Raw genomic sequence first — 23,860 nt, 5'->3', positions numbered from 1 at the left:
CAACCCACAAGCCCGGACGGAAGTCGGGGCATCTGATATTTTCAGGAGTCGAACATGACCAAAGAATCCATCATCAAAGAATTCGAGCGCGCAGCTGGCGCGGAAAACGTTATGACCAGCGAGACCGACCGCCACTCCTATTCCTACGACGCGGCTGTTCTCGATTCCGTCCTGCCTGCCCTGGTTGTCCGCCCGGAAACCAGCGAGGCCCTGGGCGCCGTCACCAAGCTGTGCAACGACAACGGCATGCCCCTGACCGTTCGCGGCGCCGGCACCAACCTGTCCGGCGGCACCATCCCCCATCCCGGCGGTGTGGTGGTCCTGACCAACGGCTTGAACCGCATCCTCGAAATCAACGAGGAAGACATGTACGCCATCGTCGAACCGGGCGTTGTCACCGCCCAGTTCGCCGCCGAAGTCGCCAAGCGCGGCCTGTTCTATCCGCCGGATCCGGGCTCCCAGGCCGTCTCCACCCTGGGCGGAAACGTGGCCGAGAACGCGGGCGGCCTGCGCGGCCTGAAGTACGGCGTGACCAAGGACTACGTCATGGGCGTGGACTTCTGGGACGTCAACGGCGAGCTGATCAAATCCGGCTCCCGCACCGTCAAGTGCGTCACCGGCTACAACCTGACCGGCCTGATGATCGCCTCCGAGGGCACCCTGGGCGTGTTCGACAAGATCACCCTGAAGCTCATCCCGCCCGTTGCCGCCGCCAAGTCCATGATGGCCATCTTCCCGTCCATGAAGGCCGCCTCCGAGACCGTTGCCGCGATCATCGCCAACAAGATCGTCCCGGCCACCCTGGAGATGATGGACAACTTCACCATCCGCACCGTCGAGAACTTCCGCGGCGCCGGGCTGCCGGTCGATGCCGCCGCCCTGCTGCTCATCGAGGTCGACGGCCATCCGGCCCAGGTGGCCGACGAGGCCGCCGTGGTCGAGCGCATCTGCAAGGAGAACGGGGCCACCGAGCTGAAGGTCGCCAAGGACGCCGCCGAGCGCGACGCCGTCTGGCAGGCCCGCCGCGACGCCCTGCCCGCGCTGGCCAAGCTGAAGCCCACCTGCGTGCTGGAAGACGCCACCGTGCCGCGCTCCAAGATTCCGGCCATGATTCAGGCCCTGGACGAGATCGCCAAGGAACTGAACCTGACCATCGGCACCTTCGGTCACGCCGGCGACGGCAACCTGCACCCCACCATCCTGACCGACAAGCGCGACAAGGCCGAGTGGGAACGCGTGGAAAAGGGCATCGACATGATCTTCGACCGCGCCCTGGCACTGGGCGGCACCCTGTCCGGCGAGCACGGCATCGGCATGGCCAAGTCCAAGTACCTGGCACAGGAGACCTCCAAGGCGACCATTGCCTACGCCCGCCGCATGAAGTCCGTCCTCGACCCCAAGGGCATCCTCAATCCCGATAAGATCATCGGCGCCGAGTAGGTGAAGTCATGGCAGATATTCATCAGCTCGCGACAATGTTCAAGGAACTGGACGACCTGCTGGTCGGGTGCATGCGCTGCGGCATGTGCCAGGCGGTCTGTCCGGTATTCAAGCAGTCCGGCCGAGAGGCGGACGTAACCCGCGGCAAACTCGCTCTGCTGGACGGCCTGGCCTCCGAGATGCTCACCGATCCGGAGGGCGTCAACGAGAAGCTCAACCGCTGCCTGCTCTGCGGCACCTGTCAGACCAACTGTCCGTCCGGCGTGTCCGTCATGGACATCTTCCTCAAGGCCCGCGCGATCATGACCGGCTACTTCGGCCTGTCTCCGGCCAAGAAGGCCATCTTCCGCGGCCTGCTGAAGAACCCCAAGCTGTTCAACGCCCTGACCGACATGGGCGCCAAGTTCCAGGGGATCTTCACCAAGAAGGTGGACGACATGCTGGGCTCCAGCTGCGCCCGCTTCAACGCGCCGGTCATCGGCGACCGCCACTTCAGCTCCCTGGCCTCCAAGCCGCTGCACAAGCGCGTGCCCGAGCTGGACACCCCGGCGGGCAAGTCCGGCCTGCGCGTGGCCCTCTACGTGGGCTGCGTGATCGACAAGATCTACCCCCAGGTGGGTGAGGCGATCCTCAAGGTCCTCAAGCACCACGGCGTCGGCGTCTACATGCCCAAGGGCCAGGCCTGCTGCGGCATCCCCGCCCTGTCCAGCGGCGACACCGACACCTTCGACACCCTGGTGGGCATGAACGTCGACATCTTCAAGGACGGCGAGTTCGACTACCTGGTCACCGGTTGCGCCACCTGCACCTCGACCATCAAGGAGCTGTGGCCGCACATGTACAAGGGCAACACGTCGCGGACCTACGACATCGGCGTGCTGCAACGGAAAACAATGGACATCAGTCAGTTCCTTGTGGATATTCTCAAGGTACAACCGCGCGAGATCGCGGGAGGCCGGGGCGTGACCTATCACGATCCCTGCCACCTGAAGAATTCCCTGGGAATCACCGCCCAACCCAGGACCCTGGTCAAGGCCGCCGGTTGCGACCTCAAGGAAATGGTTGACGCGGGTACCTGCTGCGGCTGCGGCGGCAGCTTCAACATCGCCCACTACGAACTGTCGAAGAAGATCGGCAGCCGCAAGGCGGACAACATCATCGCTTCCAAGGCCAAGGTGGCTGCCACCAGCTGCCCGGCCTGCATGCTCCAGATCACGGACATGCTCTCACAGAAGGGAGCCGACATGAACGTCAAGCACGTCATCGAGCTCTATGCCGACTCCCTAAACGGATAACAACGGCAAACAACAAGGAAAGAACAATGTCCAAGAACCTGTATGTGAGCGCCACCGAAGAGCGCAGCGGCAAGTCCGCCGTGGTCCTCGGCGTCATGCAGATGCTCACGAGGGAACTCCACAACGTCGCCATCTTCCGCCCCATCATCAACGATCCGGGCGAGGGGAACAAGGACCACGACATCGCGTTGATGATCGATCACTTCAAGCTGTCCATTCCCTACCGCGACACCTACGCCTACACCCTCAAGCAGACCCGCGAGCTGATCAACTCCGGCCAGCACGCCCTTGTACTCGAGAACATTCTCAAGAAGTACAAGATGCTGGAGGAAGAGTACGACTTCGTGCTCTGCGAGGGCACCGACTTCAAGGGCAAGGACCCGGCCTTTGAATTCGACCTCAACGCGGACATCGCCGCCAACATCGGCGCCCCCATGCTGGTGGTGACGTCCGGCCGCGACAAGGCTCCGGAGGAAGTGGTCAACATCACCCAGACCACCTTGGACACTTTGGCTGAAAAGGGCGTGGACTCCCTGGCCTGCGTGGTCAACCGCGCGCCCGAGGGCATGACCGAAGAGATGGTCGGCCACATCGAGCGCAAGGGCAGCCGGGAGCCCATGCCCGTTTACGTCATCCCCGAGGACGACACCCTGGGCAAACCGTCCATCAACGACGTCCGCCGCTGGCTCGGCGCCGACGTCCTCTACGGCCACTCCGGCCTGCAGTCCCTGGTGGACAACTACCTGGTGGCGGCCATGCAGATCGGCAACTTCCTGAGCTACATCGAGAAGGGCAGCCTGATCATCACCCCCGGCGACCGGTCCGACATCATCCTGTCGAGCCTCGCCTCCCGGCTGTCCAGCTCCTACCCGGACATCGCGGGCATCGTCCTGACCGGCGGTCTGGACGTGTCCACCAACGTGCACCGGCTCATCGAGGGCTGGACCGGCGTGCCCGTCCCGGTGCTGGCCTGCAAGGGCCACACCTACCAGACCGTGCAGCAGCTCAACTCGCTGTACGGGCGCATCCAGGCCGACGACTACCAGCGCATCGCCACCGCCCTCGGCGGTTTCGCGCAGCACGTGAACACCAACGAACTGCGCGACCGGGTGGTCGAGCAGCGGTCCACCAAGGTCACGCCCAAGATGTTCGAGTACGCACTGCTCGACAAGGCGTCCCGCGACCGCCAGCGCATCGTCCTGCCCGAAGGCACCGAGGAGCGCATCCTGCGCGCGGCCGACATCATCCTGCGGCGCGGCGCGGCGGACGTCATCCTGCTGGGCAACGAGCAGACCATCCGTACCAACGCCTCCACCTACGGCGTGGACATCTCCGGCGCGGAGATCATCGACCCGGTCAACTCCGACCTGCTCGACCCGTTCGCCGAGGACTACCTGGAACTGCGCAAGCACAAGGGCGTGATCGCCGAGATGGCCTGGGACCGCATGGCCGACCCCACCTACTTCGGGACCATGATGGTCCACAAGGGGTTCGCGGACGGCATGGTCTCCGGCTCCATCAACACCACGGCCCACACCATCCGCCCCGCCTTCGAGTTCGTGAAGACCAAGCCGGGCAGCTCCATCGTGTCCAGCGTGTTCCTCATGTGCCTCAAGGACCGCGTGCTGGTTTACGGCGACTGCGCCGTGAACCCCAACCCGAATTCCCAGCAACTGGCCGAAATCGCCCTGGGTTCCGCCGAGACCGCCAAGATCTTCGGCATCGAACCCCGCGTGGCCATGCTCAGCTACTCCACCGGCGCTTCCGGCAAGGGCGAGGACGTGGAGAAGGTCATCGAGGCCACCGCCATCGCCCGCAGGCTGGCCGAGGAGCGCGGCCTGGACATCCCCATCGAGGGACCGATCCAGTACGACGCGGCCGTGGACCCGGAAGTGGCCCAGGTCAAGATGCCGGACTCCAAGGTCGCCGGAAAGGCCACCGTGTTCATCTTCCCGGACCTGAACACCGGCAACAACACCTACAAGGCCGTGCAGCGCGCCGCCAACGCCGTGGCCATCGGCCCGGTTCTCCAGGGACTCAACAAGCCGGTCAACGACCTGTCCCGCGGCTGCCTTGTCCCCGATATTGTCAACACTGTCGCCATAACGGCCATCCAGGCCCAGGCGGAAAAAGGTAAGTAGATGAAAGTTCTCGTTATCAACTCCGGCAGCTCCTCCATCAAGTATCAGCTCATCGACATGGCCGACGAGTCCGTCATGGTCTCCGGCCTGGTGGAGCGCATCGGCGAAGAAATGGGCAGCCTGACCAGCAAGACCTTCCCCGGCACGGACAAGGAGGTCAAGACCGTCCTGGAGCAGCCCATCCCCACCCACGGCGTGGGCCTCGAAATGTCCATCGATCTCATCTGCAAGGGCGACAACGCCGTCTGCACCATGAACGAGATCGACGTGGTCGGCCACCGCGTGGTGGCCGGCGGGGAGAAGTTCAACGTCCCGGTGGTCATCACCGAAGACATGTGGCCCGACCTGACCGAGACCGAACGGCTGGCCCCCCTGCACAACCCCGCCAACCTCGGCGGAGCCCGGGACGCCACCAAGCTGTTCCCCGGCGTGCCCCAGGTCCTGGTCTTCGACACGGCCTTCCACCAGACCATGCCGCCCCACGCCTACATGTACGCCCTGCCCTACGAATATTACGAGCAGGATCACGTCCGCCGTTACGGCGCGCACGGCACCTCCCACAAATATGTGGCCAAGGAATGCGCCCGCCTCACCGGCAAGCCCGCGGAGGAGATGAACCTCATCACCATCCACATGGGCAACGGCGCCTCCATGTCGGCCGTCAAGAACGGCCTGTGCGTGGATACCTCCATGGGTCTGACCCCGCTCGAGGGGCTGGTCATGGGTACCCGCTCCGGCGACATCGATCCGGCCATCCACAACTACCTGGCCGTGAACCGGGGCATGGACATCGCCGCCATCGACAATGTTCTGAACAAGGAATCCGGCCTCAAGGGCTTGTGCGGCATGAACGACATGCGCGACATCCATGCGGCCATTGAAGAGGGCAACGAGCGCGCCCGCCTGGCGCTCGAGGTCCAGACCTACCGTACCCGCAAGTACATCGGCTCCTACATGGCCGTACTGGGCCGGGTGGACGCCATCGTCTTCACCGCCGGCATCGGCGAAAACGACGACATCGTCCGTCTGAAGTCGCTGGAGGGTCTCGAACCCTTCGGCATGAAGATCGACCCCGAGATCAACGCGGTCCGCTCCAAGCAGGCCCGCAAGATAAGCGCCGCCGACAGCACCGTCGACATCTGGGTCATCCCGACCAACGAGGAACTCGCCATCGCTCGTGAGGCAAAGGCGCTCGTCAGCTAACCCGACCCGTTGCGGAGGCCGCCAGGCCTTGGGTCAAACATACCTGGAGGAGGTAACATGGCTTCCAAGGAAGACCTGTACCAACAATTCGTGGAGAAGGCGCAGCTCGTCTCCGCAAAGGTAAGCAGCATCGCCAACGAGGACGATGCCCTGGAATACGTCATCAACCTGTGCGGTGAGAAGGAGGCGTGCCAGCTGCTCGCCAGCGGCTGCGAGGCCGACCTCTCGGACAAGGCCGAGGCCCTGTGCGACGCCAAGCAGAAAAAGGTCATCGCCGCCCCCGGGCTCAAGGCCGACCTGTACAAGAAGCTGTCGGCCCAGGCCAAGAAGGCCGGTTTCGACTGCATTGAAAGCGGCATGCGCGACCACCTGGCGGGCATCGACATCGGGTTCACCTTCGCCGAGTACGGCATCGCCGACACCGGCACCCTGATGCTCGACTGTCCCGGCGAGGAGCTGCGTTTGGCCACCATGGTCAGCGAGTTCCACGTCTGCGTCCTGCCCAAATCCAAGATCAAGGCGAACTCCTACGCCGTCGAGAAGATGATGCTCACCCGCATGAAGAAGACCCCGGACTACCTGGCCTTCATCACCGGCGCGAGCCGGACCGCCGACATCGAACGCGTCCTCGCGCTCGGCGTCCACGGCCCCCTTGAACTCCACATCCTGATCCTGGAGGACTAGCCATGCAGAAAGCTCACAACCTCAAAGAATACCGCGAGGAGCTGCGCGAGACGCTGGACAACGACTTCCTGCGGACCACGCTCGACAACTTCGCCATCGCCTACCGCGCCGGACGCGCCAATGCCTTCAAGGACATGGACGTCCGCGGCCTGATCAAGGAAATCGCCGACTCCAAGGACGCCGCGGCCCAGGACGCCGAAGCCCTGTACCAGGAGTTCAAGAAGAACGCCGAGGCGGCGGGCATCCACGTCCACTTCGCCAAGGACGGGGACGAGGCCAACCGGATCATCACCAAGATCGCCAAGGATGCGGACTGCAAGAAGATCGTCAAGTCCAAGTCCATGACCGCCGAAGAGACCCTGCTCAACCACGACCTGGAGGACGCGGGCCTCGAAGTGACCGAGACCGACCTGGGCGAATGGATTATCCAGATGCGCCATGAGGGCCCGTCCCACATGGTCATGCCCGCCATCCACCTGTCGCGCTACCAGGTCGGCGACCTGTTCTCCGAAGTCACCGGCACCAAGCAGGACACCGACATCGACAAGCTGGTCAAGGTCGCCCGCCGCGAGCTGCGCCAGAAGTACGTCGAGGCCGACATGGGCATCACCGGCGCCAACTTCGCCGTGGCCGAGACCGGCGGCATCGGCCTGGTCACCAACGAGGGCAACGCCCGCCTGGTGTCCACCCTGCCCCGCGTCCACGTCGCCCTGATGGGCATCGACAAGCTGCTGCCGACCCTGCACGACGCCCTGCGCATCATCAAGGTCCTGCCGCGCAACGCCACCGGCCAGCAGATCACCTCCTACGTGACCTGGATCACCGGCGCGAACGAGTGCCTGGCGGCCGAGGACGGCAAGAAGGAGATCCACTACGTGGTCCTGGACAACGGCCGGTCCGAGCTGATCAAGGACCCGCTCTTCTCCCAGGTCAACCGGTGCGTGCGCTGCGGCGCCTGCGCCAACGTCTGCCCGGTCTACCGGCTGGTGGGCGGCCACAAGATGGGCCACATCTACATCGGCGCCATCGGCCTGATCCTGACCTACTTCTTCCACGGCAAGGACAAGGCCAAAAACCTGGTTCAGAACTGCATCAACTGCGAGGCGTGCAAGGACGTCTGCGCGGGCGGCATCGACCTGCCGCGCCTGATCAAGGAGATCCACGCGCGCATCCAGGACGAGGACGGCCATCCGCTGCCCTCCATGCTGCTCGGCAAGGTCCTCAAGAACCGCAAGCTGTTCCACACCCTGCTGCGCACCGCCAAGTGGGGCCAGAAGCCCGTGGCCGAGAAGGACGGATTCATCCGCCACCTGCCCATGATCTTCTCCAAGGAGCACAGCTTCCGCGCCCTGCCGACCATCGCCGAGACCCCGTTCCGCGACTGGTGGCAGAAGAACCGCCCCGTGGTCGAGAACCCGAAATACCGCGTGGCCCTGTTCTCCGGCTGCGTGCAGGACTTCGTCTACCCCGAGCAGATGAAGGCCGCCGTGGACGTGTTCGCGGCCAACGACGTGGCCATGGAGTTCCCGGAGCAGCAGTCCTGCTGCGGCCTGCCCGTGCAGATGATGGGCGAGACCAAGGCGTCCCGCGACGTGGCCGCGCAGAACCTGCGCGCCTTCGAGCCGGAAGCCTACGACTACATCATCACCCTGTGCGCCTCCTGCGCCGCGCACCTCAAGCACAACTACCCGAAGCTGGTCATGGACAAGCCGTCCCTGAAGCTGAGGGCCGACGCCTTCGCGGCCAAGGTCATCGACTACTCCAGCTTCGTCAACGACGTGCTGAAAGTGAAGGCCGAGGGCTTTACGAAGAGCGGGGAAAAGGCTACCTATCACGCACCCTGCCACCTGTGCAGGGGGCTGGACGTGCACGAGGCCCCGCGTGAGCTCATCGAAAAGAGCGGCATGGAATACGTCGAGTGCGCCGAGGAAGAGGTCTGCTGCGGTTTCGGCGGCACCTTCTCCATGAAGTTCCCGGAACTCTCCGCCGAGCTGCTCAAGAAGAAGCTCGACAACGTGGAGTCCACCGGAGCGGGCGTCCTGCTGACGGACTGCCCCGGCTGCATCATGCAGCTGCGCGGCGGGCTCAAGAACAGGGGCTCCAAGGTCAAGGTGAAGCACATCGCCGAAGCCATGGCCTCCAACAGGAAATAAGCGGCACACGCCGTTATATTTGAGGCTCTCAGAAGGTAAGGACCGCAATCCACAGAAGCACCCACACCCTGCTTCCTCCTGAACGAACCGGCCTCAAAAAACAAGGCTCCCCGCCCATCCCACGGGTGGGGAGCCTCCCTTCATTCAGCACCATAGAGTCAACGCCATGTTCCAATCATTCCGGTTCCGTTTTCGGACCATCTTCATATTTTTCGCCGCAACCCTCGCCCTCTGCGCGCTGGCGGCCATCGTCTGCCTGTTCTTCCTCGACGATTCCGCAGCCGGGGCGACCGTCCTGGGCAGCGTGCTCCTGGCTTTCGCCCTGCTGGGCGGCGGGCTCCTCCTGGCCCTGGGCCGGGCCGCCGAGCGCTCTCAGGCGGCGCTCTCCGGGTTCACCGCCCACATGCTGGCCGAGGAGTACGGACAGGCCGACGGCCGCGCCCTGGTCGACGCCGCGCCCGGCCTGGGTGATCAGGTGGCCGAGCTGGCCGCGCAGTACAAGGAACGCCTCGGTTTCAGCCGATCGATCCTGTCCGGCCTGCCCATCCCCTGCTGCATCGTGGACCGGGACCAGCACATCACCTTTCTGAACCGCGAATGTCTGGACATGCTCGGCTCGAAAGAATCCCCCGAGACCTATCACGGCCGGATGATATCGCAGATCTTCTACAAGGACGACCGGCGCTCCAAGATCGCCGACTGCATGGAGCACGACACCAGGGCCATGAACGTGGAGGCGGTCTTCAAGCACGCCGACGGCAGCGACATCGACGTGCTCATCAGCCTCTTCCCCCTGCACGACGTGGAGGGACGGATCATCGGCGGCTGCTGCCTGTACATGAACACCACCCAGCTCAAGCGGCACGAGCGGGAAATCGTCGACCAGAACCGGCGCATCTCCACCGCGGCCGAGCAGGCAACCGCCATCTCTGACGAACTGGCCCAGGCGGCAGCCATTCTGAAGGACGTCGTGGCCAAGGCCCGGCTGGGATCGGAGGTGCAGAGCGGCCGGACAGCCGAAACCGCCACCGCCATGGCCCAGATGAACGCCACCGTGTCCGAGGTCGCCCGGTATGCCGTGGAAGCCGCCCGCGACGCTGAGGACGCCAGCGAAAGGGCCATCACGGGCGAGACCGTGGTCCGCCAGGTCATCACCGCCATCGAAGAGGTCTCCGGCCATGCCGCGGGCCTGAAGTTGTCCATGGAGCAGTTGGACGAGCGGGCGGAACAGGTCGGAGTGGTCCTCGGCGTCATCGAGGATATCGCGGATCAGACCAACCTGCTGGCCCTGAACGCGGCCATCGAGGCGGCCCGGGCGGGAGAGGCTGGACGCGGATTCGCCGTGGTCGCCGACGAGGTCCGCAAGCTGGCCGAGAAGACCATGCACGCCACCAGCGAAGTCCATTCCGTGGTCCGGGGCATCCAGGAAGTGGCCCGGCAGAACGTGCTGGCCACCCAGACCGCCGTTGGCTCCGTGAACCGGAGCACCGAATTGGCGGGCCACTCAGGGGAGGCGCTGGGCAACATCCTGTCCATCACGCGGGATACGGCGGAACAGGTCCGGTCCATAGCCACCGCCGCCGAAGAGCAGTCCGCCGCCAGCGAGCAGATCAATGCCGCCACCGCCGACGTGACCCGCCTGTGCGAAGAGACCGAGTCCCTCATGGAAGACGCCGCCAGGGCCATCGCCCGCGTGGAGAGCCTCGCGGCGAGCCTCGCCGAGACCATGGACGCCATGCACTAGCCCCAGGCCTGCGCCCGACAAGGAAAAGCCCCCCTGGCGAACCAGGGGGGCTTTTCCTTTCATATGCAGCTCGCAGCTACTTCACGGCGTCCTTCAGTTATATGTACCAAAAAACCGTCAAGTATGTATGTAAATACAAAATATGACTCATATATTCACCTTGACGTCAAAGCTTATATTACGAATAAGTTAAGTTTTATGCCAATTAATTCTCTTTAATTGCTCCAAACTTTACACTCAATAACGGCTCACTAACTGGCCATCTCTACCTACTCCTAAGACGTCAATAATAACACCTCTCCCAGCATAGTAAGGATAATCTGCGTAATTGGGTGTTTGTATGTGAAATACTGGGAGCGGCGGCGTGAAATTCATCAGGGTATCAGACCGTAGAAAGGATTCAAAAGGCGGTAATCCCCCGAAAACTAGTTGTTCTGGAAAGTAGAATTTTCCATTAACCAGATCGAAGGAGATTCTACATGAAGAAATCACGTTACAGCGACGCGCAGATTTTAAACATTTTGAAGCAGGCCGAGAGTGGCATTCCCGTGGCTCAGCTTTGCCGCGAGCACGGCATGAGCAGCGCCACGTTTTACAAATGGCGCTCCAAGTACGGCGGCATGGACGCCTCGCTCATGGCTCGCATGAAGGAGCTGGAGAAAGAGAATCAACTTCTCAAGCGCATGTATGCCGAGGAAAAGATGAAGGCCGAAGTCGTTGCCGAGGCGCTAGCAAAAAACTGGTAAGGCCGTCTCGCCGCCGCGAGATGGCCAAGAAAGCCGTGCAGCACAGCGCTCTGAACATCCGTCAGGCGTGTGAGGCGTTCAGCATCAGTCAGACGTGCTATCGCTACGAGCCGAAGCTTTCGGCTGAGAATGAACGTGTTGCCGATTGGCTACTGCGTTTGACGCATAATCAGCGTAACTGGGGTTTCGGGCTGTGCTTTTTATACCTACGCAATGTCAAAGGCTTTGGCTGGAATCATAAACGCGTTTACCGGATTTATTGCGAGCTGGAGCTTAACATGCGGATCAAGCCCAAGCGACGTATCGTGCGCGAAAAGCCGGAGCCGCTTGCGCAACCGGAAGCTATCAACCAGGTCTGGTCCATGGATTTCATGCACCACCAGTTACGAAATGGCCGCAATTATCGCCTGTTCAACGTGATTGACGATTTCAACCGTGAAGGGCTGACCATTGAGGCCGATTTTTCGTTGCCCTCGGAGCGGGTTATCCGCTCGTTGGAGCAGATAATGGAGTGGCGTGGTACCCCGGAAGTGATTCGTTGCGACAACGGCCCTGAATACGTCAGCCACCGACTCCAGGGCTGGGCCAAGCGAAAGGGAATCCGGCTTGAGTACATCCAGCCCGGGAAGCCGCAGCAGAATGCGTACGTTGAACGGTACAACCGAACCGTGAGATATGACTGGCTCAGCCAGTACCTGTTTGAAACCATAGATGAGGTCCAGGAATTTGCCACAAGGTGGCTTTGGACCTACAACAACGAACGGCCGCACTCTGCCCTTGGGGGGTACCCCCAAGGGCAAGGCTGGGCGAGGCAGCATAGGCTCTACTTTTCAGGCCCCCTAGAAATGGGGGGATTACCAGGCTACCACCGCTGTTATGCGCTTTTTGAATGTCCGGCCTGCAAGGAAATTGTTGAAAAAAGAATCGGACATGGAAAAAAACAAGTGACTTGTGGGTGCGGAAAAGGACCGCGTCAATCTCATGGTGCAACGAAGGGCAGCAAAAGAACTCCAAACTATTCTATTTGGCACTCTATGAAGCAACGCTGTTATTGCCCAACCAATAAATCTTATAAGCGATATGGAGGAAGGGGAATATACGTTTGCGAAGAATGGCGACACGACTATTTAGCATTTAAAGCATGGTCTGAACGAAATGGTTATCGAGAGGGACTCAGCCTAGACCGCATAAACAACAATGGTTCATATTCACCTGATAATTGCCGTTGGGTCCCACGAAGCCTGAATGCAGCCAAACGATTTCGAGACTCTCGCCTTGGAGAACATGTCGGTGCATCTGAAAGTGTTCTTTTCCTTTGTGAAATGCTTGATCATATTGAAAACACTGGTTGCGGAACAGAATTCGCTGGTTACTTACTCAAAATTTATGGCTCCATACTGCCGAACATCCCCTCCCCTAAACGCAAAATCATTCAGGCCTTCATCAGACACGCTCACCAATTACAACTCCCAGCAGTTACTACAATGCAACAATAAAGGCCGAGTTCCAATTAGAATCTCGGCCTTTAATTGAACCTCATATAAGATTACATCATACTCTTCATCTGCATCATGGTCTTTTCCATCTTCATGATGCTGTCTTCCATCATGGGAATTCCGGCATCGGGGTCTTTTTTGGTCTTGCCCATGCCCTTCATCAGCATCATCATTTCCTTGTCCATCTGCTCCATGGAGCCCTGCATACCCTTGTCGCCCTTTTCCTTGGCGTGGCCTTTAGCGGCTTCCATGCCGTGATGCATGTCGGTCATGTGCATGTTCATGGTGCCCATAGCCTTTTTACGCATGCCGGCATCTTTCATCATCTCTACATCTTTCTTCATCATGGCGAGATTGTCTTCCATCACTTGCATACTGTCGTGCATGGTCATAGCTTTGTCATCCGCTTTCTTATCACCATGGGGCATGTCCTTCATTGCAAAAGCAAAGCCCGATATGAGCAGTGTCATAGCCAGAGCAACTACGATAGTTGAGAATTTTTTCATAATCTGTCTCCTGTTATTAGGTTGTTGTTTCGTTCTTCCGCCATGGGAAAATATATCTGCGTGGTCGACACTGACTTACCTTGTTAAACTTCATCTCCTCAACCAGGCAGTACAATGTTGGAACGAGAAACACTGTCAGGATAGCAATGGTCATTCCTCCGAACGAAGGGATGGCCATGGGAACCATGATATCAGCCCCACGTCCGGTTGAGGTCAACACTGGGATGAGCGCGAGGATTGTCGTGGCCGAGGTCATCAGTGCTGGGCGAATACGCCGCTTTGCACCTTCCAATATTGCCTCTCGGATCGCTGGCACACTGCTCATGTCCCTGTTGTCCCGGCTTTCATCGAGGTAGGTAGCCATGATGACGCCATCATCAGACGCAATGCCGAAGAGAGCCAGGAAACCGACCCATATCGCAACGCTCAGGTTGATAGGGTGGACCTGGAACAGGTCGCGCATATGCGTACCGAGGACGCTGAAGTTCAGGAACCAATCCTGCCCATAGAGCCAGACCATCAGGAAGCCACCAGACCAGGCCACAAGGATGCCTGAGAAGACCATCAGTGTCGTGGCGACGGACTTGAATTGCAGGTACAGGATGAGAACAATGACAAGCAGTGCCAGGGGCAGAATGATTGCCAGCTTCTTCTGTGCCCGCACTTGGTTCTCATAGTTGCCTGCAAATTCGTATGTCACTCCATTGGGAATTTCGAGCTCTCCGGCAGCGACTCTGCTCTCTATGTACTGGCGGGTGCTTTCAACGACATCGACTTCTGCAAATCCAGGCTTCTTGTCGAAAAGGACATATCCGATGAGAAATGTATCCTCGCTCTTGATGACCTGCGGCCCCCGGATGTATCGCATGTCTGTCAATTGCTGCAGCGGAATCTGTTCGCCGGAGGGTGCTGAAACAAGGATGTTGTCCAATGCTTCGATACTGTCGCGAAGCTCGCGCATGTAGCGGACACGCATGGGATATCTTTCACGTCCTTCAATCGTGGTGGACAGCATCTTGCCGCCAACGGCTACTTCTATGACGTCCTGCACCTTCTGAAGCCTGATGCCATGCTGGGCAATCGCTTCACGATCGATGACAATTTCAAGGTATGGCTTGCCAACAATACGGTCCGCGACAACGGCAGCAGGCTCAATGGAGGGAACCTCCTTGAGCAACTTTTCAAGCTTCATGCCAAAGGATTCGATGGTTGGCAGGTCAGGTCCTTTCACTTTGATGCCCATAGGTGCCCGCATGCCAGATTGAAGCATAACAATGCGGGCTGCGATAGGCTGCAACTTGGGAGCGGAGGTAACACCTGGCAGAGAGGCTGCCTTGGCAATGTCATCCCATATGTCATTGGGGCTGGTGATACCCTTCCAGGCAGCTCTTCCGGGGTTCAGGTCCGGATCAAGTGGGCTTCTCCATTGTCTGAATGGCTTGCCTTCCACATCAGGAATGAGCTTCCCCTCATCGTCGCGGGGATAGTATCCCTGCACGATATATGAGAGGCCATCTCTGGCGGGCAAAAGGCTTCCCTCAGCCGAACGGAAAAAGTCCTTCTGATTTTCATCAAAACGGAACCGCAACCGGTTGCCGGATTCTCCGACAAGGTATTCAGACTTGTAGTTGATGACGGTTTCAATCATCGAAACAGGAGCGGGATCGAGTGGCGTTTCTGCACGGCCCAGTTTGCCAACAGCACTCTCGACTTCGGGAATGGCCACAATGGACATGTCCTGCTTTGACAACACGTCCTGCACTTCTCCGATGGAAGCATGTGGCATTGTTGTCGGCATGTAGAGGAATGAACCTTCATCAAGCGGTGGCATGAATTCCTTGCCAAGACCGGGGAACGCATGAATCACGGCTGCAACCGGTGGAGCACCACGGATGGAATCTGGCAGCCATGCCGTCATCGTATTGCCACCAAGCCAGATAAGTCCCCCGAAAAGGACCAGAGTGACAGGCATCCCCATAAAGGCGGCCTTGTGGTTAAGAACCCATCGCAGCATGGTCGGGTAGCCCCGTTGGAACAGTTGAAAAAACGCCATCAACCCGCCGATAAGGCTGGCAACGAAAATGACATTCAGGGAATCTCCCTTTTCTGGGCCCAGGGGGAGCCAGTGCGTTGCGAGGACGATGAGCACCAGTGAAACGACACCAAAGTTCACGGCTCTGCTAAAGAGCACGTTGATTCTCGGATGCAGAGCATCGGTAAACATGCGGTGAATGCCGGGTATCAACATGAAAACCCCAATCCACCACTTGACGAAAAACGCGATCCCAAGCCCTGCCAGGATATAGCAGCAGCCAACAATCAGGTTTGCCCGACGATTGGGGCAATCCAGATCCTCACGCTTGTAGATGATGTGTGCAATGGCGGGGAGCACCGTCAAAGCCACGATGATCGAGGCGACAAGGGCAAATGTCTTGGTGTAGGCCAAAGGCTTGAAGAGCTTGCCTTCCGGGCCTTCCATGGCAAAGACGGGCAGGAAGCTGACGATGGTCGTCGCCACAGCAGTCATGATGGCACTGCCGACTTCCGAGGCCCCTGCGAAAATCAACTTCAACCGACTTTCAGAGGCTTCAGACTGTTCAAACTTATGGAGGATGTTTTCACAGATAATGATGCCCATATCGACCATGGTACCGATGGCAATGGCGATACCGGACAGGGCGACAATGTTTGCGTCAACACGGAACACCTTCATGCCGATAAAGCACATCATGACGGCCATGGGCAGCAGTGAAGAGATCAGCAGCGAACTCTTCAGATGCATCACGGCAAGGAGGACCACGATGACGGTGATCAGAATTTCCTCAGTCAACGCAGTGTTCAGGGTGCCGAGAGTCTCGTTGATGAGACCGGAACGGTCATAGAATGGAACGATCGTCACCTTGCTCACGGTGCCGTCAGGCAGCACCTTGCTCGGCAATCCTGGCGAGATTTCCTTTATCTTTTCCTTGACGTTCTTGATGCCCTGCAAGGGGTTTTCGCCATAGCGGGCAACCACCACGCCGCCAACGGCTTCACTGCCGCCCTTATCAAGAACGCCCCTGCGTAAAGCGGGGCCGAGGGTGACCTTGGCAACGTCCTGAACGCGGATGGGAACGTTGTTGACCACCTTGATGACCGACAGCTCGATGTCGCTCAGCTCCTTGACAAAGCCGATGCCGCGAATGAGATATTCAACGCTGTTGATTTCAATGGTGCGCGCGCCAACATCAAGGTTGGACATGCGCACGGCAGAGAAAACATCTTCCAGCGTGACGCCTGTTGTTCTCAACGCATCGGGATCAACATCAATCTGATATTCCTTGACAAATCCACCGACCGATGCCGTTTCACTGACGCCGTCCGCAGCAAGAAGCGCGTAGCGGACGTACCAGTCCTGTATACTGCGTAATTCGTCGGGGTCCCAGCCGCCAACTGGCTTGCCGTTCTCGTCATGGCCTTCGAGGGTATACCAGAAGACCTGGCCCAAAGCCGTCGCATCAGGCCCCAAAGTGGGCTTGATCCCTTGCGGCAGTGTGCCGGGAGGTAGGCTGCTCACCTTTTCCAGAAGGCGTGAACGGGACCAGTAGAATTCAACATCTTCATTAAAAATCACGTAAATGGTCGAGAAACCGAACATTGAATAACTACGGACTGTCTTAACGCCGGGAATTCCAAGCAAAGCAACCGTGAGAGGATAGGTAACCTGATCTTCCATATCCTGGGGAGATCGGCCCATCCATTGGGTAAAGACAATCTGCTGATTTTCGCCGATGTCAGGGATGGCGTCCACCGGAACGGGATCGCGGGGAAGGCCCACCTGCCAGTCGAACGGGGCGACGACCAATCCCCACCCCATGAGCATACCCATGATTAGGAAGACGATCAGCTTATTCGTCAAGCAAAAGAGGATGAGCTTCTCAGTAGGCGACTTCGGTTCTATCGGGGTATGGTGTTCGGTATCCATGTGCGTATACCCCGCCTACTGCTTGAGCTGTTGGTTTGTTTCGCCACAGGTGGGCATTGCGCCACCCATGTATGGATTGCGAACGTTCTCATCACGCTGCACCCAGGTGGCTCCTTCGTAATCAAACGCCATGGGGCAGAATATTTCATACAGAGGACCATTTGTATCAACCCCAAGCTTGAGTATGGCTTCGGCCAATCCGACAGAGACAGGCTCAAATCCTGTGCGCACACCGACGATATCCTCGGCTTCACGAATTGCCGCAATGCCGTCATTCATCTTCTTCAAAGCGGGCATCCAAACATTATGAGCAGGACCATTGAGTCCATCCATCTTCACTTGCTGCAACGCTCCTGCGACCTTGTCAGCAGCAGACTTCGCAGCCTGCATATCGTCGGCAGCCAGGGCTTCAGCCAGCGGTTCATAGCGTGCAAATACATGCCCCAGTTGTTGCTTGAAGGCATCCGGTGCCACTATTTCTGCCTCTGGTTGATCCAACTTGAATGCAGTCCTGAAGTCGGCGTAATGCCCACGCATTTCAGCAAAAACCTCGTCCAGTCTCTTCTTGTCTGGAACTTCTGCGCCAATGATCGCATCATTGCCCAAAAGCATGGAGTACTCCCGCCACTTGAGGGCAGACTTGCCCGCAAGCGCAGCTCCGTCGATAAGGCGTAATTCCTTGTTAAATTGTCCAAAAGCCAGATGTGTCTTGGCGAGGTCGGCCGCCTCCACTGCGGCTGCCAGACTCTTGAACGTGGTGTCTATCAATCGCGCCTTTGAGGCAAAAAGCATGGGCAGTTCTTCGTCTACGGCACCCGTACTGCTTGCAGGATTCATCATGCTGGGCTTGGCGATAATCTGCACCGCACTGTCGATCTTGAAATTGCCCTTGGTGACGACCATCTCGCCCTCTTCAAGGCCATGCCGGACAATGTAGTAATTGTTGGCCTTGGCACCGAGCAGGATTTCACGCCCTTCATACTTTCCAGGGTTGTCAGGATCGGCCACGTATACGATTGCACGCTTGCCCGTCAGAAGCGGAGCAGACGCAGGGATGACCAGAGGAGGCTCGGAAGCCTTCACCCCCTTGCTCCCCTTTTGCTGGGTGGCACGGACGAGCATTCCCGGCTTGAGACTGCCATCCTTGTTCGGGACTTCAAGACGCACGCCAACCGTGCGTGTCTTCTCAGTCACGATGGGGTCAATATAGACTACCTTGCCCTTGAAATTCTTTCCAGAGTATGCCTCTGTCTGGAACTCGACCATCTGTCCGATAGCAATCCATGGGAGGTCTGATTCATACGCTTCAAGCATGACCCACAGGGTCGAAAGATCAGCGATGGAATATATGGGTGCGCCGGTCTTGACGTACTGCCCTTCGTTGACATCCTTGGTCAGGACAACGCCACCTTGGGGAGCGTACAGAGTGATATGCTCCGTCGCCTTGCCTTCGCGGATGACCTTGTCTATCTGGCTTTTGGTCAGGCCGAGGAGTCGCAGCTTTTCCTGAGCGGCATCGGCCATGCGGGATGCGGTATTCCTGACCAGGGCGAGCTTGCTGTCCTTGAGATCGCGCAGCGCCTTGTGGGCTTCGATCAACTCGGCCTGGGCAGTCAGTAATTCCGGGCTGTAGATCGAGACCATGGCCTGGCCCCTCTTGACCACACTCCCGGTATAATCGATGTACATCTTGTCAACGCGCCCCCCTGCCCAGGCAGTGATGTTGCGCACTCGTGTCTCGTCGTAATCCACCTTGCCGACCATGCGGGTCTCGACATTGACGTCAAGCCGTTGAACTGGCTCGGTCATGATTCCAGCCAACCGTTGGGCGTCTTCGGAGAGCTCAATTTCACGCATGCTTGTGGCTCCCGAATCATCCTTCCGCTCCAGGGGGATCAATTCCATGAAGCAGATTGGGCAATTGCCTGGCTCGGGAAGCTGGATCTGCGGGTGCATCGAGCACGTCCAGATGATCTCGCCCGCTTTGGTCGTGGTGGCTTCAAGGCCGTGTTCTGCGTGCTCATCCAAAACGGTTTGGGCAGGCGGTGCTCCGGAATCTTTGACGATATACCCAACAGAGAATGCCACGATGCTGATCACGACAATGATGGCTGCCAGTTTGGTGTTCTTCATTATACTCATGGCTCCCTCTGTTCGTTGCTCTTACTGCTTTTTGATAGGCTTAAATATCACTCAGAAATCTTATACTGGTGCGTCTTCCAGGATGACGCCATTTTCACGCATTTGTTCCATGAAATTGTCCGGCGTTTTCTTGAAATCTGACGGGCACGATGGACAACAAAAATAGATACGTTTGCTTTGGTAGTCCGTGAAGAGTTTACGATCGATCTCAAACCCCATGACAGGACACTTCTCCTGATTTCCACGGGCGGCAAGCGCATCTGTGCTGCCAATAACGACAGCTATCGTCATGAGCATGAGTATGATTGCCGTCCCAAGCGAGTTCATTATTTCCATTCCCTTACTGTTCCTTCTTCAAGAGCGAGCCGTGGAATTCACAGGGCAATTCCCGACCGACCAGCGTTTCAATCTCAGCGAGCTTTTGGGCCTGATCAGTCAGGGCGCGGTAGTAAGCGAGTTGGAGTTCCAGCAACGTTTTCTCCGCGTCGATCAAATCAAGCGATGTACCTGCGCCGGTCATGAAGGCTTCCATGGTCACGCCAAGAGACTGTTCCGCCTTGGGGACGAGGGTGTCGCGGTACAAATTGATCTTCCTGCCAGCGTCCCGGTACTTGTAGAGAGCCAATTCCAAATCAGCCCTCAGTTGCTGCTCAAGACCGACACGGCTTCGCTTGGCAGCTATTATTTTTGCCTGACTCTCATCCACGGCAGCCCCGCGAGACTCGAGCCATATGGGTATATTGAAAGACATGGACGTCATGACCGGGTTCTGCCCATCACCAATGACGCCAGGATTCCTGGCATCGTCAACTTCGGTTACATCAACGCCAAAAGTGAAATCTGGGTAGTAATTTCTTTCAGCCAGACCCTTCCCAGCCTCTTCCTTCTTCACCACAGTTTCCCAGTAGGCCAACTTGGGGTTGTATTCCTGCAATTCAGCAAAAAGAGCTTCGTCGGAGTCCGTCATGAACATTATGGGGATAGATGCCGGGAATTCAATCCCTGTCCCACGAGGGCGATCAAGCAGTGCGTTAAGCTTTGCTGCCAAAGGGTGCTTCAAGTCGATCAGGGAATTGAGCTTATCTTCAAGCTTTCCAAGCTCAACCTGTGGTCTGATGATATCGGCATGCTTTGCAGAGCCTGTGGTGTAACGGGCAGTGGCGATCTTCTCCAAGTACTTCATCAGTTCGATGTTTTCCTTGGTGATGTCGATGGCACGGGCAAGGTAGGCATATTCATAATAGACATTCTTCACTTGATAGAAGGTCGACAATTTCAAGCTATCCAGTTGAGCCTTGACCCCATCTGCCTGACGCAGTGCCATTTGCTCCTTGTACCCAAGCTTGCCAAAGAACGGCAGAGATTGGGACAGACCGTACTTGTAGCGGGCTGGGCCACCACGAGTTTCAAGCGGTGTAGTGTAATAGCCGAAGTTGAACTTCGGATCAGGAAGGACATCCGCTCTCGCAGAGTTCTTGAGAGCTGCCTGCCACTTCTGGAAAGCGGCACGAAGTTCATTGTTATTTTCCGCAGCCTGCACCAGAAATGACCTGAGGTCGCTCAGCTCGGCCCTGTCGCCCAGATAGCTACCGGGAGCGGGCACTTGTTCGGCATCAACGGCATCGGCTGCGGCTGCAGGCAGAGCAGCCACCATTAATAACGTTGCCATCGTACAACTATATAATATTTTTACTAACGCCTTCATCATGTCCCCGTTTGGTTTCTCTGTTATTTCCAAACATCATGCCAAAAACTTTTTTCATCGTCTATCATTGGATGTTACGCTCATTTATAATACAAATCCAGACTATTTAGATCAGGATTAGTGTATAGATTTTCATCAACAAACAACGTAAATGTACAAAAAATGGTCACTTACCGTTATAACATGAATACCCAATGTTGCACAAATTTTGATATTAAAACCATTATTTGTCATAGAGCTTCATGAAATTGAAAAAAACTAAATCGCCACGCATAGCAACTAGTGGTAAACAACTATATCCGATAAGACATTCTCGGAGCTTGGAGGCTTCATGGGTATTCGATACAAACTACTAATTCTCTTACTCCTTATATCTCTTGCGCCACTATTTGTTGTTGGTGCCGGAGTACAGAAAGACTTAACCCATTTGGGTGAAGGACTAGCCTTACGTAGCTCGAACACATTAATACACAAAGCGAGCAATGGGCTTAAACGAATAGTTGTAGACCATGCGCGTGTGCTTCGTCGTGAGAAGCAACTTCTGGAATCAAACACACTTTTTCTCGCTTCAAAAATTGAAGGAGTGCTTTACGGACACGCGCACTCAATGCCCGGGATGAAATACATCCCACCAGCAGATCAAATTTCGGAAGCAACGAAAGATTATTTTTCCTTACGCATGGGGGGATGGCAGGATTTTAAAATTGATTTTAATAATGTTACAACATTGGGAACCGATGGGAGGCCTACAGAACTCCCCTCATCCTCAACGAGCGCTATGCTTCTCCCACTTCTGGGGCAGGTCAAATTTGAATATCCCAAACTGGCTCTCTGGATAGAAGTTCGACTCCCTGGCGGAGAAAAGCTTGTATATCCAAGACGCGAAGCCACAATGCGAATGGGTATGCACATGTCAAGAAGCGCCCAAAAGCCTTCAACCCCAATAAATGAACTTACATGGTCTTTGCCAGAAACAGACCAACAAACCGGTCGGATTGTATTCCGCGTCACTGCCCCAATAAGAGATGTCAAAGGCAAGCTCCAGGGCGACGTTTCTATTATTATTCCAGTCGGCTCCCTGCTCCACAAAAGCAAACACGTGGATATGTTTTCAAAAAATGCGATTTCAATACTCGTAAGTCCTGATGTTGACCCTACAACCAATGAAAGTCGATTGAAGGTTATTGCTCAAGAAAACACCCAGAAATCTATGCACGATTATTGGCTGGCTCCAGAAAAAGATGCATGGATCACATCTCCTGATGCGGAGCAGTATAGTGCCATGATGCAATCTATGGATGCATCATCCCTTAATGTTACTGGAATGCCCTATGGAAACATGGATGCACTTTGGGCATATGCGCCAGTCGATCAAGCCGGAGTCTTCTTGCTGTTGATTATTCCGAAAACCGACATCGTCAAGGAGGCTCAGTCATCCAAGGAATTCATTCTTAATCAAGTTGATAACCACAACACGAAAATGGGGTTCATCGTGTTGGCTGTTGCGATCTTCGTTTTGGGACTGGCTTTCTTCCTATCAAGATTATTTACCCGTAATATTTCAGAACTGGCCACTACTGTCCGAAAAGTTGCCAAAGGAGATTTTTCTGCTCGGGCAGTCCTTCATGGGAAAGATGAAATAGGCCAATTAGGCGAAGCTATCAATCAGATGATTCCTGAGCTCGAAGAGAGGGTCAATATAAAGAATTCCTTAGAAGTCGCGCAGGAAGTCCAGCAAAGTTTGCTCCCTATTGATGCACCAACTTTTTTGGGAGCAGATATAGCAGCAGTGAGTAAATACTGCGATGAAACCGGTGGAGATTATTACGGATTTATCCCCCGCGATACAGTTGACGGAAAAAGCCTTGTCGTGGCCGTAGGCGATGTCAGCGGCCATGGCATACCAGCCGCGTTGATGATGGCGTCAGCAAGAGCTTATCTTCGCTCCAATGTCGGCGGAGGTGGCCGTTTAGACGCAGTCACAGAACATGTGAATGAACTCATTTGTGATGATGTTGATCAATCTGGACGATTTATGACTCTCTTTTTGCTGGAATTGACCGAAACCAATACAATTCGTTGGATTCGAGCTGGTCATGATCCTGCTATGGTATACGACCCCTCAAAAGATAGCTTCACAGAACTAGCTGGTGAAGGTCTACCTCTCGGTGTTACTAAAGACGCAAGATTTGAACTAAACGAACACCATGATTTACCGCCGAGCGTCATTATTATCATTGGAACGGATGGAATATGGGAGATGCACTCGCAGAATGGTGAAATGTTTGGGAAAGATAGGCTTAAGAATTTAATACGAGCAACACGTGCCGAATCTTCAGATGTGATCATTCAGACCTTAATAAAAGAACTAGACACATTCCAAGGTGAAGCTGAGCAGGATGATGACATTACCATCGCGATCATAAAGACTCCCACCGCATGATATGATGAATCAAAAAAGATAACCGATTTTGCCATCTTAAAATTATACAGGCACTGCTCTTTGCCTGTATAATTTTTAATCACACCAGAGTAAACTTCAGGGGATACATCACAACTTTTTTCCAAATAAATATTGATATCTAGTTGGAACAAAAGGACATACAAGCCTGATAATCTTTGTTGGCACGCCGTTTGCCTA

General features: G+C 56.6%; 13 protein-coding genes and 1 pseudogene. 9 read left to right on the top strand and 5 right to left on the bottom strand.

Annotated elements, in window-relative coordinates:
• Positions 1–54 precede the first annotated feature (54 nt).
• The 8 genes and pseudogenes from AWY79_RS09150 to AWY79_RS18350 form a co-directional block, all read left to right on the top strand.
• On the top strand, positions 55–1,440 hold the full coding sequence (locus AWY79_RS09150; RefSeq protein ID WP_066802744.1) for an FAD-binding oxidoreductase: 1,386 nt from the start codon (positions 55–57) through the stop codon (positions 1,438–1,440).
• A gap of 8 nt (positions 1,441–1,448) precedes the next feature.
• Positions 1,449–2,735, top strand: coding sequence for a (Fe-S)-binding protein (locus AWY79_RS09145; RefSeq protein ID WP_066802738.1), 1,287 nt, complete (start codon positions 1,449–1,451; stop codon positions 2,733–2,735).
• Between the two features lie 26 nt (positions 2,736–2,761).
• The gene (pta, locus tag AWY79_RS09140) at positions 2,762–4,876 is read left to right on the top strand and encodes a phosphate acetyltransferase (protein ID WP_066802737.1); all 2,115 of its coding nucleotides are present in this window, start codon (positions 2,762–2,764) and stop codon (positions 4,874–4,876) included.
• Complete coding sequence (locus AWY79_RS09135; protein ID WP_066802736.1) at positions 4,877–6,079, top strand: acetate/propionate family kinase; 1,203 nt, start codon at positions 4,877–4,879, stop codon at positions 6,077–6,079.
• A 57-nt stretch (positions 6,080–6,136) separates the two neighbouring features.
• Positions 6,137–6,763, top strand: coding sequence for a LutC/YkgG family protein (locus tag AWY79_RS09130; protein WP_066802735.1), 627 nt, complete (start codon positions 6,137–6,139; stop codon positions 6,761–6,763).
• Between the two features lie 2 nt (positions 6,764–6,765).
• The gene (gene ldhH, locus AWY79_RS09125; RefSeq protein WP_066802734.1) at positions 6,766–8,916 is read left to right on the top strand and encodes an L-lactate dehydrogenase (quinone) large subunit LdhH; all 2,151 of its coding nucleotides are present in this window, start codon (positions 6,766–6,768) and stop codon (positions 8,914–8,916) included.
• Between the two features lie 166 nt (positions 8,917–9,082).
• Complete coding sequence (locus tag AWY79_RS09120) at positions 9,083–10,660, top strand: methyl-accepting chemotaxis protein (protein WP_066802733.1); 1,578 nt, start codon at positions 9,083–9,085, stop codon at positions 10,658–10,660.
• 479 nt (positions 10,661–11,139) lie between these two features.
• Positions 11,140–12,194 (top strand): annotated as a pseudogene (locus AWY79_RS18350) (IS3 family transposase); the annotation flags it as partial.
• A 758-nt stretch (positions 12,195–12,952) separates the two neighbouring features.
• Here AWY79_RS18350 and AWY79_RS09110 read toward each other — a convergent pair.
• The 5 genes from AWY79_RS09110 to AWY79_RS09090 all read right to left on the bottom strand — a co-directional run bounded on the left by AWY79_RS09110 (position 12,953) and on the right by AWY79_RS09090 (position 21,183).
• Positions 12,953–13,408: a hypothetical protein gene (locus AWY79_RS09110; RefSeq protein ID WP_066802730.1), complete on the bottom strand. Its 456-nt coding sequence runs from the start codon at positions 13,406–13,408 to the stop codon at positions 12,953–12,955.
• Between the two features lie 16 nt (positions 13,409–13,424).
• Positions 13,425–17,372 carry an efflux RND transporter permease subunit gene (locus AWY79_RS09105; protein ID WP_066802728.1) on the bottom strand — a complete coding sequence of 1,316 codons (3,948 nt, stop codon included), beginning with the start codon at positions 17,370–17,372 and terminating at the stop codon, positions 13,425–13,427.
• A 15-nt stretch (positions 17,373–17,387) separates the two neighbouring features.
• Positions 17,388–19,505 carry an efflux RND transporter periplasmic adaptor subunit gene (locus tag AWY79_RS09100; protein WP_233490888.1) on the bottom strand — a complete coding sequence of 706 codons (2,118 nt, stop codon included), beginning with the start codon at positions 19,503–19,505 and terminating at the stop codon, positions 17,388–17,390.
• Positions 19,506–19,574: 69 nt separating this feature from the next.
• Positions 19,575–19,850, bottom strand: a complete 276-nt coding sequence (locus tag AWY79_RS09095; protein ID WP_078063727.1) for a TRASH domain-containing protein — start codon at positions 19,848–19,850, stop codon at positions 19,575–19,577.
• 4 nt (positions 19,851–19,854) lie between these two features.
• Positions 19,855–21,183, bottom strand: a complete 1,329-nt coding sequence (locus tag AWY79_RS09090; protein WP_099093201.1) for a TolC family protein — start codon at positions 21,181–21,183, stop codon at positions 19,855–19,857.
• A gap of 367 nt (positions 21,184–21,550) precedes the next feature.
• On the opposite strand from AWY79_RS09090, the gene AWY79_RS09085 reads away from it, so the two are divergent.
• The gene (locus AWY79_RS09085) at positions 21,551–23,662 is read left to right on the top strand and encodes a PP2C family protein-serine/threonine phosphatase (protein WP_066802724.1); all 2,112 of its coding nucleotides are present in this window, start codon (positions 21,551–21,553) and stop codon (positions 23,660–23,662) included.
• Positions 23,663–23,860: the final 198 nt, after the last annotated feature.

The sequence above is a fragment of the Pseudodesulfovibrio indicus genome, assembly GCF_001563225.1.
Taxonomy (GTDB): domain Bacteria; phylum Desulfobacterota; class Desulfovibrionia; order Desulfovibrionales; family Desulfovibrionaceae; genus Pseudodesulfovibrio; species Pseudodesulfovibrio indicus.
This window is presented reverse-complemented; position numbering and strand designations above follow the sequence as displayed.